The sequence below is a fragment of the Paenibacillus sp. B1-35 genome, from assembly GCF_050474385.1.
In the GTDB taxonomy this organism is placed as follows: domain Bacteria; phylum Bacillota; class Bacilli; order Paenibacillales; family Paenibacillaceae; genus Paenibacillus_B; species Paenibacillus_B alvei.
In genome coordinates this window covers 1,328,683-1,341,033 of record NZ_JBCHVJ010000001.1, presented here as the reverse complement: position 1 = coordinate 1,341,033, position 12,351 = coordinate 1,328,683, and the positions used below count along the sequence as shown (strand labels likewise).

The window sequence follows — 12,351 nt, the reverse complement described above, 5'->3', positions numbered from 1 at the left end:
GCTCTATCTTTCGGTAAGAGTGGAATATTTTGCTTCTGAAAGGTAACACTGGATAGAAAGTGCATCCTGCTCATGTAATGCACTCAGGATGTACGCTATTTAGATAGGAGGGGACAATCTGTGAACAAATGGCTGTGTGCTAGTCTTGGCCTTTTATTCGCTGCCGCTTGTATATTGCCTGCTACGGCGAACGCATCTTATGCACGAGCAGACTTGCCGCCTTGGACGAATTCGGAAACGCCAAGCCAAGCAACATCCTCTGCTGCGCCGGAAGCCCAATTGGCGGATAACGCGCGCTCAGCGGTGCTTATGGATGCGGAAACAGGAACGGTGATCTTCGAGAAAAATAGTCACGATAAGCTTCCACCAGCAAGCATTACGAAAATTATGACGATGCTGCTTGTCATGGAAGCGATTGACAAAGGCAAGCTGAAGATGACGGACAAGGTGGCGACAAGCGAGTACGCTGCGTCTATGGGCGGATCGCAAATCTTTCTTGAGCCGGGCGAAGAAATGACGGTCGAAGAAATGATGAAGGGAATCGCAATGGCTTCAGGCAATGATGCATCGGTTGCAATGGCTGAGAAGATTGGCGGTTCCGAAAAAGCGTTCGTACAGATGATGAACGATAAGGCTGCAGAGCTTGGCATGAAGGATACTCATTTTGTGAATTGCAATGGCCTCCCTGCTGAGAATCATTATACGTCAGCGCATGATATTGCCTTGATGTCGCAAGCATTGTTGAAATATCCGAGTGTTACCAAATTTACAGGTGCATATGAGGATTATTTGCGGCAGAACACCAGCAAGAAATTTTGGCTTGTCAATACGAACAAACTTGTACGGTTCTACCAAGGCGCCGATGGATTGAAAACAGGATTTACTTCAGAAGCGCGTTATTGCTTGTCAGCTACAGCAAAGCGGGACAATATGCGTGTTATTGCCGTTGTGCTTGGCGAACCGAATACAAAGACACGCAATGCAGAAGTCACTCAAATGTTCGATTACGCCTTCGCTCAATATACGAATGTTCCGCTGCTGAAAAGCGGTGATCGTATAGGAGACATTCGCGTTGAAAAAGGCATGGTCGAAAAAATAGAATTGAAGGCTCAGCGTCCATACCATGTGCTGCTCAAAAAAGGCGAGGGTACGGACAATCTGCGCTTTGAGCTTGACGGTCCGAAATCGGTTAAGGCTCCGGTGAAGGCAGGTCAGGCGCTTGGGAAACTTGTCGTATATCAAGGGGATAAGGTCGTTCGCGAATATCCTGTCGAATCTGCGGAGGAAATTGCGAAAGCTGGTTGGTGGACGCTCTTCAAGCGTACGTGCGGCAAGTTGTTTTTTGTCAATTAAAGACGGGCAGCTTCTAGTTTTGTCGGCAGGCAGGAATTGGTTATCCAATTGACGAACTGTATCGGCATCATGGGGAGGAGAGTGAGGCGCCATGAATCTGCAGGTGGAATTGGAACACCAGCGCAACGTATTAATTACCCGTCTGAGTGGGGAACTGGATCATCATACGGCAGAGCTCGTACGGATTCAGCTCGACGAAGCAATTCAACGAAAGCAAGTGAACCATGTCGTGCTAAGCCTTCGTGATTTGACGTTTATGGACAGCTCAGGATTAGGTGTCATTTTAGGAAGATACAAGCAGATCAAGGGACGAGGCGGAAAAATGGCGGTGTGCGATATGAATCCGGCAGTGCGACGTCTGTTCGAATTGTCTGGCTTGTTTAAAATTGTGCATGTTTACGATAATGAGCGCAAAGCGCTTAATGGGTTGGAGGTCGTATCATGAGTGTACAATCAGACACGAACGTAATGACGCTGCAATTTTCCAGTCGTTCCGAAAATGAGGCATTTGCCCGTGTGGCTGTGGCGGCATTTGTATCCCAGCTTGACCCGACAATGGACGAGCTGACGGATTTGAAGACGGTAATCTCTGAGGCAGTAACGAATTGTATCATCCATGGTTATGACAATGACCCTACAGGGATGGTTACGATTTCAGCCTCTATTACAGGAGAAGAAATCACGCTTACGATCTCAGACAATGGACGAGGCATAGAGGATCTTGAGCTGGCAAGACAGCCGCTGTATACGTCTAAGCCGGATATGGAACGCTCTGGCATGGGCTTCACGATCATGGAGAACTTCATGGATGAATGCGAAGTAACTACCGAGCTGGGCATCGGAACGAGCATCCGCATGAAAAAGCGGATTGAATCGAAAAAAGCGCTCTATAATTAGGGGTTGAAGCCATGGAAGCTGATTTGAAGCAGTCGTCGCCCAATTATTTGGATGACGCGGAAGTGAAGCGTCTGATTGCGCTTAGTCAGACAGGTGACTCATTAGCAAGGGAAACACTTGTCAATTGCAACATTCGCCTTGTCTGGTCCGTCGTTCAGCGCTTTATGAATCGAGGATATGATCCGGATGATCTATTCCAGATTGGTTGCATCGGATTGCTGAAATCTGTTGATAAATTCGATTTGTCTTATGATGTGAAGTTCTCGACCTACGCGGTGCCGATGATTATCGGTGAAATTCAACGCTTTTTGCGTGATGATGGAACCCTTAAGGTAAGCCGTTCCTTGAAAGAGATGGCGAACAAGGTGCGCAAAACGAAGGATGAGCTGTCCAAGCGTCTTAATCGCCTTCCGACAATTAAGGAAGTTGCTGCCGAGCTTGGGGTATCACCGGAGGATGTTGTATTTGCACAAGAGGCGAACAAGCCGCCCACCTCTATCCATGAGACGGTGTTTGAAAATGACGGTGATCCGATTACGCTCATGGATCAAATTGCAGACGATACACAGGAAAAGTGGTTCGATAAGCTGGCGCTGAATGAGGCGATTGAAGGCTTGAGCGAACGAGAGCAGCTTATTGTGTACTTGCGGTATTATCGGGATCAGACACAATCAGAGGTTGCGAGCCGGCTCGGAATATCCCAGGTGCAGGTATCGCGGCTTGAAAAGAAAATATTGCAATCCATCAAGGCTCAGATAGCGCAATGAGCAGATGGGAGTTAAGCATTGAACCGCAGGGAATGTCCCTGCGGTTTTTTTGCTGTCCATTCATCCATACTAACGCTATGGAGGAAGGAGGGGGATCGATATGGCGACTGTGGATGGGATTCCAGAATCCGGAAGCACCTGCTACATCCGGCTGCGTAAGCAATCTTCAGTAAAGCCCGGGCATCCGATAAGATTGCAGGATGTAGCGGAAGTAATTGCAGATGACGCTTGGCATGCAAAATTAAAGGAGATTGTACTGAAGGATCCAAAACCAAGCGATGGCAATGTAGTTTTGATTGATATGATGCAAATCACTAGGTTGATTAAAGCTATATACCCGAAAATGACAATTGAATGCTTTGGCCAGCCACATACGCTTGTAGAGGTTGCTGCAACCGTGAAAAAGCCGAACGTGGCCTTGATTGTCCTCGTTTGGCTGCTGCTGTTCTTTGGTTCAGGTCTCGCCATCATGAACTTTCACGCCGATGTAAGCATGCTTCCAGTACATAAACGGATTGTCGAGCTGCTTACAGGCCGTAAGGATGCGAATCCTTTTTGGTTTCAAGCGTGCTACTCAATCGGGATAGGGTTGGGAATGGTCGTATTTTTCAATCATTTCTTCCGGAAAAAGTTCAATGAGGAACCGACGCCGCTTGAAGTAGAGATGTTCCTTTACCAAGAAAATTTGAACCAATACATGATTACTGAGGAGTACAAGCGTTTGCGCAAGGAGGATTTGAAGCGTGAGTGATTCATGGATGTATGGTCTCGCGCAGCTGCTCGCGTCCTTTGCGGGTTTAGCTGGAGGGATTACGGTCGGCGGTGCAATGGTCGCTTTATTTGTCGTACTGGACATGCTCCCTCGTCTTGCTCAGCTGACGCGTTCCTTCCATTGCTCATATTGGTTTGAGTATGCAATCATTGCGGGTACGCTGTTCTTTACCGTAACAGATTTGTGGAATATCTCCTTTTATTATGCAGGATGGTTCTCCCCATTCATTGGACTTTTGGACGGGGTATTCGTTGGGCTGCTGGCGGCAGCACTTACGGAAGTGTTAAATGTATTTCCAATACTGGCGAAGCGGCTGGGGATGACTTTTGTGCTCCCTCACCTGCTTACTGCCATGGTTATCGGGAAGGTTGTTGGTTCTTGGCTTGATTGTTTTAAATACCCGCATTGAATGAGCGAATATCAGCAGCCGAGCGCTGTGCACAACATTACCACATTAACGAAGGAGGAGATTGCCGATGACAGAGCAACGTTCAGAACAAGAGGAGTCTAATAGGGACACATTTCCGCCTTCTGATATGAGTTCAGGCCAAGAGCATGCCAAGGAGAAGGATGATCAGAAGCACGCCTCATCTCAGGATAAGATAACGGAGAAGAAGCAGAACGAAAAGTCCGATACGATTGAGGAATCCATCATCTATTGGCAGAACAAGGATGAAGTATCAAAAAAGCTGGACGAAACGAAGAAAACTCTCCAGCGGGTAGTCGGGCTTGGAGAGTCGTTTGATATCATTTTGCGTGAAATGGTCTTTGGTGAGCGCCGTGTAGGCTTGTTTTATTTGAACGGATTCGCCAAGGAAGAGGTCATGACTTTAATCCTGTCCCGCATGTCGTATTTAGACAAGGAAGAAATAACGCCGAATGCCCTCAAATCCTTGTTCGAGCGCTACATTCCCCACCTGCAAGTAGAGCGGGAGAATAAACTAAGCAGTATCATTAATAAGGTGCTGGCTGGTAGCAGTGCGTTCTTTATTGATCATGAATCAACCGCGATTATTGTGGATTGCAAATCCTTTCCGGTGCGAGGTCTGGAAGAACCGTCGCTCGAACGCGTTGTACGGGGTGCTCGCGATGGATTCGGTGAAACGCTGCTTACGAATGTGACCTTAGTGCGTCGACGTGTACGCGACCCAGGGCTCATGTACGAAATGGTGCAGGTTGGCCGCCGTACCCGTACAGATGTGTGCATTGCCTATATCGATGATATTGCAGACAAGCGTCAAGTGGAGTCGGTTCGTAATAAAATAAAAGCGGTGAATCTCGATGGTCTTCCTCATGCCGATAAGCAGTTGGAAGAAGCGATTATCAATAAGTTTTGGAACCCGTACCCGTTAGTGCGTTATTCCGAGCGACCGGATGTCGTAGCTTCCCACCTATTGGACGGCAGTATCGTTATATTTGTCGATACTTCGCCATCTGTTATTATTTTGCCGACGACGTTTTTCGACCTATGTCAGCATGCAGAAGAAAATCGACAAACCGCATTTATGGGAACCTATTTGCGGAGTGTACGCTTCATCGGGATTTTTGCGTCACTATTCATTCTCCCTCTTTGGCTGTTGCTTGTTATAGAACCCGGCCTGAAACCTGCCGCTATGCAAATAATTGGACCGCAGGAGACAGGGAAGATACCGCTCATCTTTCAGTTCCTCATCGCAGAGCTTGGGGTCGATTTGATGCGAATGGCAGCCGTGCATACACCGTCTCCTCTAGCCATCGCGTTAGGCTTGCTGGCCGCGATCCTTGTAGGGGATATTGCAGTAAAGACTGGGGTTTTCGTCAATGAGGTCATTTTGTATATGGCAGTTGCTGCTGTAGGGATGTTCGCGACACCGAGCTATGAATTGGGGTTGGCCAACCGTATCGTTCGGCTCGTACTGCTCATTGCTGTTGCTCTGTTCAGGGTCCCAGGACTTGTCATCGGGACAACGGTATGGCTGTTATGGCTTACCTTGCATCGCTCATACAATGCTTCATATTTATGGCCGTTTATTCCGTTCAACGCCAAGGCGATGTACAATATTCTCATTCGCCAGCCGTTTATGCTGGTGAAGACTCGCCCGAGCTTGAATCAGACGCGAGATAATACAAAGATGCCGCCTAGAACGAAGCGATAGCATCTGTGCTTGAAGGCAATGTGTTTGTCCCTTGACAACCTTTATAATGCAAATGATGGACGGAAAAATCCATTCTTTCGTGATCGAATATGCTGATATACTCGATGTAATATTTTGGCCAACAATTGGAACAGCATAAGGGGATAGACATAGAAGATCGAGTGGGAGTGGGGAGAAATGACAATGTACTTACACGGAACGAGCAGGATTAATGGGGACGGACATTTGGAAATTGGTGGTTGTGATGTTACCGAATTGAAGCATAGATTTGGTACTCCGCTATACATTTTTGACGAAGCATTAGTCAGAGAACGCTGTGCACAATACATGGATGCATTTCGTGAGTCAGGGTTGACCTTCCAAGTAGCCTATGCAAGCAAGGCATTTTGTACAACAGCAATGTGCCGCTTAGTTGATCAAGAAGGACTATCCCTTGATGTTGTATCTGGGGGGGAACTGTTCACGGCAATGCGGGCCGGATTCCCTGCACACCGCATACACTTCCATGGCAATAATAAGACGCCTGATGAAATTGAAATGGCGCTTGACGCTCGCATCGGCTGCTTCGTAGTTGATAACTTTACCGAGCTGAAGCTGCTCAACGCAATCTGCCAGGAACGCAATCAGTCAGTACCTGTGCTGCTTCGTGTTACTCCGGGTGTCGAAGCGCACACTCATGAATACATTTCTACTGGCCAGACGGATTCTAAATTTGGCTTTGATATCGGGAATGGGACTGCACTCGATGCTGTACGCCAGGCAGCGGATGCGACACACTTGGAGCTGCTTGGCATCCACTCTCATATCGGTTCTCAAATTTTTGAGACAGAAGGCTTTCAAATGGCGGTTGAGCGCGTAGCGCAATTTGCACGTAGGGTAATGGAGCAGCTTGCGATCACATTCCGCGTCGTGAACTTAGGCGGAGGGTTTGGTATTCGCTACGTGGAAGGCGACACGCCTTTACATGTCCGTGAATATGTGAAGGCAATTACTGATGCGGTGAAGCAGCACTTTGCCGGTGTAGCGGAGAGCCTGCCTGAAATCTGGGTTGAGCCAGGACGCAGCATTGTTGGAGAAGCGGGAACAACTTTATATACTATCGGCTCCGTGAAGGATATTCCTGGTGTGCGCAAATTTGTCGCTGTAGACGGCGGCATGACGGATAATCCTCGTCCTGCATTGTATGAGTCGCGTTATGAGTCTCTGCTTGCCAATCGAGCAACATGCGAGTCCACCGAAACGGTATCTATTGCAGGAAAATGCTGTGAGAGCGGAGATATGCTGATTTGGGATACTGTGCTGCCTGCGGTTCAGCAGGGCGATTTGCTTGCCGTATCCTGTACAGGTGCCTATAACTATTCGATGGCAAGCAACTATAATCGGATTCCAAGACCTGCAGTCGTGTTCGTCTGCAATGGGGAAGCAGATATTGTGGTGCGCCGTGAAACGCATGAAGATATCGTACGCAATGACTGCATTCCGGCACGCATGAGCAAGGAGCCGATGCTGAAATAACGTTTCATTGCATGGTTGTATGTGCAATTTGCATGCGGCTGAATGTACAATGAATAAGGTAGAAGTCATACACCCGAGTACCTGTATTGTCGTATACAACGATAAGACAGAAATCGGGTGTTTTCTTTTTGCTTGAAAATAACGTATAATCGGATGAGCAAGCGTGAGCATTGTACATATGGAAGGAGATAATAAATATGAGCAAATATGCAGTGATTGAATTAGAAAAAGGCGGTACGGTAAAAATTCTGCTTCATGAGCAAGATGCGCCTGGTACTGTTGCAAACTTTGAGAAGCTATCTACCGAAGGGTTCTATAACGGTTTGACATTCCACCGCGTTATTCCTGGCTTCGTAGCGCAAGGCGGATGCCCGCACGGAACAGGTACAGGCGGCCCAGGCTACACAATCAAATGTGAAACAAAAGGCAATCCGCACAAGCATGAGCGCGGTGTGCTTGCAATGGCACATGCTGGAAAGGACACAGGCGGTTCCCAGTTCTATATCACTTACGACGCATTCCCTCACTTGGACGGCGTTCATACGGTATTCGGTAAAGTGGTTGAAGGCATGGAGCTTATGGATGCTGTAAAGCAAGGCGACAAAATGAAGCAAGTAACAATCGTTGAAGAATAGAAGAGCATGAAAGGAGACGTGTGTACGGCGGGGCTGTATGCACGTCTTTTTTGCTGCTCACTGTTCGCTTAAGCAAAGCGGTAAAGCGCCGTAAGTTGCATTTTGCTAAGACAGGTGGTACACTTCTAAGTGCATATATTTATACCAAATGAATAGCAATCAAAATGACAGACCTTCAGGGCAGGGTGAAATTCCCGACCGGCGGTGATGAACGGAGACTTGCGTATGCAAGACGTTCTTAGTCCGTGACCCGGGTGGATTCGTCCACACGGTGGATCTGGTGCAACTCCAGGGCCGACAGTATAGTCTGGATGGGAGAAGGGGCGTCAGGAGAGAGGAACTTGATTTTAGTTCTTTAAAGTTCTTTTTTTCACAATTACATGGCATTTCAGGCGAATTGGAGAGGGATACCTGCGGAAGAAGCGCGAGGTTTTCTATCGTTGTATCGTCGTATTTGACATATGCTGAATGGAAATGTATCACTGATTACATCCGTGTTCTCAGTTGTCTTTGGCGTATGCAAATGAAAGTGTATTGTGAAATAAAGTACATGCCTGTAAGCTCAATCAATCATGCCCTTCGGAGGATCCGAAGGGCTTTTTTGCATTAGCCTTGATCCGTTTGTGGAAAGGAGGACAGCCAATGTCTACTGTCATCAATGATGAACTGTACATGCAGCTTGCTTTAGATATGGCAGAGCGTGTGCTTGGACAGACGGATGTAAATCCTGCTGTTGGATGCGTCATTGTCAAGGAGGGACGAGTTGTAGGTCTTGGTGCACATCTGCGCCGCGGTGAAGGCCATGCAGAAGTTCATGCATTAGCGATGGCTGGGGAAGCTGCGCAAGGTGCTACTGCATATGTCACACTTGAGCCATGCAGCCACTATGGGCGAACACCGCCCTGCTGTCTAAGGCTGATCGAATCTGGAGTTGCTCGAGTCGTAATCGCTTGTGTCGATCCAAATCCGGCAGTTGCTGGGAAAGGAATTGCACTGCTGAAACAACATGGGATTGAGGTAACGGTAGATGTACTTCGGGAACAGGGTCTAGCACTCATTGAAATGTTCGCTAAGTATATAACGACCGGTCTCCCGTTTGTTACTCTCAAGACAGCCAGTACGCTTGACGGCAAAATTGCAACGGCTTCAGGAGACAGCAAGTGGATCTCGAATGAGCAATGCCGTGAAGTGGTCCATACGATGAGGCACCGCCATCAAGCAATCATGGTGGGCATTGGCACAGTGCTTGCCGATAATCCTTCACTCACGACACGGCTGACTGTGCCAGGGGTTAGCCCGATTCGCTTAATCGTAGACTCCAAGCTACGCATCCCAGTGGAAGCCAAGGTAGTGACGGATCGTTCTGTACGCACGTGTATATTTACAACTGCGCTGGCAAGCGAGCAAAAACGGCGGGAGCTGGAGTCTCGTGGAGTAGACGTGGTCGCGTGTGGAGAAGGTGAACAGGTTAATCTGCATCAGATGATGGAATGGTGCGGCCAACATGATATTGGCTCGATACTTCTCGAAGGGGGAGGACACCTAAATGGGGCCATGCTTAAGGAGAAGTTGATTGACAAGATCGTATTGTTTATCGCCCCTCTTATAGTTGGCGGTCAGCAAGCACCAGGCAACTTTGCGTTCGGAGGGGTGAGCCGGATGAAGGATGCATACCATCTCCAGCATATGGAGGTTGAGGTGCTCGGAGATAATGTGTGCATTAGCGGGTATCCTTTCGGCAAGCGCCAAGTAGAACAAGCTAAAAATGGCATGAAGGAGGATGACGACGATGTTCACCGGGCTCGTTGAGGAAGTTGGAAGGCTGCAATCGGTCTTGAAGCGGGGCGAAGCGATGGTGCTTCACATTCGTGCGTCTAAGGTACTGGATGGCATGAAGCTGGGGGACAGCATCGCTGTCAATGGAGTATGTCTAACGTCAACATCTTATGATGGCGTCTCTTTCATGGCAGATGTAATGCCGCAAACATTTCGCCATACGAATTTGAAGGACTTGAAGCCGGGCGATCCGGTGAATCTGGAGCGTGCAATGGCAGCAGGCGGCCGATTCGGCGGCCATATTGTACAAGGCCATGTAGATGGACTAGCAACGATCGTGAGACGAACGAGTGATGCGAATGCCGTTGTATATGAGCTGCGTGCCAGCCGACCTGAGATGGCCAAATATATGATTTCACAAGGCTCGATAACGATAGACGGGATTAGCTTGACCCTTACAAGGGCAGAGCATGGGGAGTTTTCCGTATCCATTATTCCGCATACGTTGGCACAGACTGCTCTTCAGAGCAAGATGCCGGGTGATACGGTAAACATTGAGTGTGATGTGCTCGGAAAGTATGTGGATCACTTGCTTCGTTATGGCAGGCAGGGAGCGGAAAACGACACGAAAGGAACGGATCGTTTCGGAGGTCTCAGTACGGCGTTTTTGGCAGAACACGGATTTATGTGACGATGAAAGGGGTTAACGACATGAATGAAGCATTTCATTTTGATCGGATAGAAGACGCCCTTGCTGAGTTGAAGCAGGGGAAGATAATCATCGTCGTCGATGACGAGGATCGTGAAAATGAAGGTGATTTTATCGCATTGGCTGATAAGGCAACGCCGGAAGTGATCAACTTCATGATTACAGAAGGCAGAGGATTGGTCTGTGTACCGATCTCCCAAGAGCGTGCCGATGAGCTGGAACTTCACCCAATGGTAGCCCGCAATACGGATAATCACAGTACGGCGTTTACAGTATCTATCGACCATGTTGATACGACAACAGGCATCTCGGCTCATGAACGCTCGTTGACGATTCAGAAGATGCTGGATCCTGGTGCTAAGGCAGAGGATTTCCGCCGGCCGGGACATATTTTTCCTTTAATTGCGAAGAAGGGCGGGGTATTGCGCCGCGCAGGGCATACAGAAGCGGCAGTAGATCTTGCTCGAATGAGTGGCTCCGCACCAGCTAGTGTCATCTGCGAAGTAATTAAGGAAGACGGCACAATGGCTAGACTCCCCGACCTGATGGAGCTGAAGAAAAAGCATGGCCTGAAACTGATCAGCATCAAAGATCTCATTCATTACCGGAATGAGAAAGAAAAGCTGGTTCAACGTGAGGTTGAGGTGAATATGCCAACAGCCTTCGGAGTTTTCCGGGCGATTGCGTATACGAACGGTGTGGATAACAAGGAGCATGTTGCCTTAGTGAAGGGCAGTCTTGACGATTCGAAGCCAGCTCTTGTCCGTGTCCACTCGGAGTGCTTAACTGGAGACGTTTTTCATTCGCATCGCTGCGACTGCGGCCCTCAATTTGCTGCAGCGCTTCGGCAAATCGAGAGGGAAGGGGCAGGTGTACTGCTCTATATGCGCCAAGAGGGACGTGGAATTGGGCTGATCAACAAGCTGAAGGCGTATAAGCTGCAAGAACAGGGTTTAGACACCGTTGACGCCAACTTAAAGCTTGGATTCCCGGCAGATCTTCGGGATTACGGCATTGGAGCTCAGATATTGAAGGATCTCGGCATCCGGCAAATTCGCCTTCTTACGAACAACCCTCGCAAAATTAAGGGGCTGGAAGGCTACGGGCTAGAAGTTGTTGAGCGCGTTCCGATTCAAATGGAGGAGAACGAGGACAACACAAAATATTTGCATACAAAGGCTGCAAAACTTGGTCATATGCTTGTATTCGACGATGTGGAGCAGGATGAGCACGCTCAGTAAGCAAATGTACGGCTTGGCTAATAGAGTAGAGCTACTCACAACTTGATTATTCAACTATTTTTCCTAGAGGAGGATTTTATTAATGCCACACGTTTTTGAAGGTCACTTAGTATCCGAAGGCTTAAAATATGGTATCGTCGCAGGCAGATTCAATGAGTTTATCGTCAGTAAGCTAGTATCCGGAGCTCTCGATGCGCTCAAGCGCCATGGAGCGAAGGAAGAAGAGGTAGATATTGCCTGGGTTCCGGGTGCTTTTGAGATTCCGTTGATTGCTCAAAAGATGGCGGAAAGCGGGAAGTATGATGCTGTAATTACACTTGGCGCAGTCATTCGCGGATCTACTCCACACTTTGATTATGTGTGCAGCGAAGCAGCTAAAGGTGTTGCGCAGGTCAATATGAAGACAGGGGTTCCAACAGTATTCGGTGTGCTTACGACGGACTCTATCGAACAAGCAATTGAACGTGCAGGAACGAAGGCAGGTAACAAGGGATGGGAAGCCGCAGTTACTGCAATTGAAATGGCAAACTTGACGAATCTGTTAAAATAGT

At 48.3% G+C, this 12,351-nt stretch carries 13 protein-coding genes and 1 riboswitch; all 13 genes read left to right on the top strand.

The features are described 5' to 3' along the window. The first annotated feature begins 120 nt into the window (after positions 1 to 120). Positions 121 to 1,353 carry a D-alanyl-D-alanine carboxypeptidase family protein gene (locus ACQ5BJ_RS05750; protein ID WP_430109044.1) on the top strand — a complete coding sequence of 411 codons (1,233 nt, stop codon included), beginning with the start codon at positions 121 to 123 and terminating at the stop codon, positions 1,351 to 1,353. A gap of 91 nt (positions 1,354 to 1,444) precedes the next feature. Continuing rightward, positions 1,445 to 1,798 (top strand): anti-sigma F factor antagonist, encoded by a 354-nt coding sequence (gene spoIIAA / locus ACQ5BJ_RS05745; RefSeq protein ID WP_005546801.1) that lies wholly within the window; start codon positions 1,445 to 1,447, stop codon positions 1,796 to 1,798. Then, positions 1,795 to 2,250, top strand: a complete 456-nt coding sequence (spoIIAB, locus tag ACQ5BJ_RS05740) for an anti-sigma F factor (protein WP_430109041.1) — start codon at positions 1,795 to 1,797, stop codon at positions 2,248 to 2,250. The genes spoIIAA and spoIIAB overlap by 4 nt, the downstream gene beginning before the upstream one ends. An 11-nt stretch (positions 2,251 to 2,261) precedes the next feature. After that, the gene (gene sigF / locus ACQ5BJ_RS05735) at positions 2,262 to 3,017 is read left to right on the top strand and encodes an RNA polymerase sporulation sigma factor SigF (RefSeq protein WP_005546805.1); all 756 of its coding nucleotides are present in this window, start codon (positions 2,262 to 2,264) and stop codon (positions 3,015 to 3,017) included. A 100-nt stretch (positions 3,018 to 3,117) separates the two neighbouring features. Then, on the top strand, positions 3,118 to 3,768 hold the full coding sequence (locus ACQ5BJ_RS05730; RefSeq protein ID WP_005546810.1) for a stage V sporulation protein AA: 651 nt from the start codon (positions 3,118 to 3,120) through the stop codon (positions 3,766 to 3,768). Then, positions 3,761 to 4,198: a stage V sporulation protein AB gene (locus ACQ5BJ_RS05725; protein ID WP_005546811.1), complete on the top strand. Its 438-nt coding sequence runs from the start codon at positions 3,761 to 3,763 to the stop codon at positions 4,196 to 4,198. Before ACQ5BJ_RS05730 ends, ACQ5BJ_RS05725 begins: the two co-directional genes overlap by 8 nt. 127 nt (positions 4,199 to 4,325) lie before the next feature. After that, positions 4,326 to 5,924, top strand: coding sequence for a spore germination protein (locus ACQ5BJ_RS05720; protein WP_430109444.1), 1,599 nt, complete (start codon positions 4,326 to 4,328; stop codon positions 5,922 to 5,924). Positions 5,925 to 6,107: 183 nt separating this feature from the next. Next, positions 6,108 to 7,439 carry a diaminopimelate decarboxylase gene (gene lysA / locus ACQ5BJ_RS05715; protein ID WP_040735830.1) on the top strand — a complete coding sequence of 444 codons (1,332 nt, stop codon included), beginning with the start codon at positions 6,108 to 6,110 and terminating at the stop codon, positions 7,437 to 7,439. 197 nt (positions 7,440 to 7,636) lie between these two features. Next, positions 7,637 to 8,074 carry a peptidylprolyl isomerase gene (locus ACQ5BJ_RS05710; RefSeq protein WP_005546816.1) on the top strand — a complete coding sequence of 146 codons (438 nt, stop codon included), beginning with the start codon at positions 7,637 to 7,639 and terminating at the stop codon, positions 8,072 to 8,074. 167 nt (positions 8,075 to 8,241) lie between these two features. Next, positions 8,242 to 8,401, top strand: a riboswitch (FMN riboswitch). A gap of 315 nt (positions 8,402 to 8,716) precedes the next feature. Further along, the gene (gene ribD, locus ACQ5BJ_RS05705; RefSeq protein WP_430109039.1) at positions 8,717 to 9,883 is read left to right on the top strand and encodes a bifunctional diaminohydroxyphosphoribosylaminopyrimidine deaminase/5-amino-6-(5-phosphoribosylamino)uracil reductase RibD; all 1,167 of its coding nucleotides are present in this window, start codon (positions 8,717 to 8,719) and stop codon (positions 9,881 to 9,883) included. Beyond that, positions 9,864 to 10,541 carry a riboflavin synthase gene (ribE, locus tag ACQ5BJ_RS05700; RefSeq protein ID WP_005546819.1) on the top strand — a complete coding sequence of 226 codons (678 nt, stop codon included), beginning with the start codon at positions 9,864 to 9,866 and terminating at the stop codon, positions 10,539 to 10,541. The genes ribD and ribE overlap by 20 nt, the downstream gene beginning before the upstream one ends. A gap of 20 nt (positions 10,542 to 10,561) precedes the next feature. Further along, entirely contained in the window at positions 10,562 to 11,800 is a 1,239-nt protein-coding gene (locus ACQ5BJ_RS05695) for a bifunctional 3,4-dihydroxy-2-butanone-4-phosphate synthase/GTP cyclohydrolase II (RefSeq protein ID WP_040735831.1), read from the top strand. 82 nt (positions 11,801 to 11,882) lie between these two features. After that, positions 11,883 to 12,350, top strand: coding sequence for a 6,7-dimethyl-8-ribityllumazine synthase (gene ribH / locus ACQ5BJ_RS05690; RefSeq protein WP_005546822.1), 468 nt, complete (start codon positions 11,883 to 11,885; stop codon positions 12,348 to 12,350). The last annotated feature ends 1 nt before the right edge of the window (position 12,351 follow it).

What these genes read in the sequence shown, in the direction of transcription:
- spoIIAA (WP_005546801.1), top strand. Translation starts at nt 1,445, where the DNA reads ATGAATCTGCAGGTGGAATTGGAACACCAGCGCAACGTATTAATTACC.
- spoIIAB (WP_430109041.1), top strand. Translation starts at nt 1,795, where the DNA reads ATGAGTGTACAATCAGACACGAACGTAATGACGCTGCAATTTTCCAGT.
- sigF (WP_005546805.1), top strand. Translation starts at nt 2,262, where the DNA reads ATGGAAGCTGATTTGAAGCAGTCGTCGCCCAATTATTTGGATGACGCG.
- ACQ5BJ_RS05730 (WP_005546810.1), top strand. Translation starts at nt 3,118, where the DNA reads ATGGCGACTGTGGATGGGATTCCAGAATCCGGAAGCACCTGCTACATC.
- ACQ5BJ_RS05720 (WP_430109444.1), top strand. Translation starts at nt 4,326, where the DNA reads ATGAGTTCAGGCCAAGAGCATGCCAAGGAGAAGGATGATCAGAAGCAC.
- lysA (WP_040735830.1), top strand. Translation starts at nt 6,108, where the DNA reads ATGTACTTACACGGAACGAGCAGGATTAATGGGGACGGACATTTGGAA.
- ACQ5BJ_RS05710 (WP_005546816.1), top strand. Translation starts at nt 7,637, where the DNA reads ATGAGCAAATATGCAGTGATTGAATTAGAAAAAGGCGGTACGGTAAAA.
- ribD (WP_430109039.1), top strand. Translation starts at nt 8,717, where the DNA reads ATGTCTACTGTCATCAATGATGAACTGTACATGCAGCTTGCTTTAGAT.
- ribE (WP_005546819.1), top strand. Translation starts at nt 9,864, where the DNA reads ATGTTCACCGGGCTCGTTGAGGAAGTTGGAAGGCTGCAATCGGTCTTG.
- ACQ5BJ_RS05695 (WP_040735831.1), top strand. Translation starts at nt 10,562, where the DNA reads ATGAATGAAGCATTTCATTTTGATCGGATAGAAGACGCCCTTGCTGAG.
- ribH (WP_005546822.1), top strand. Translation starts at nt 11,883, where the DNA reads ATGCCACACGTTTTTGAAGGTCACTTAGTATCCGAAGGCTTAAAATAT.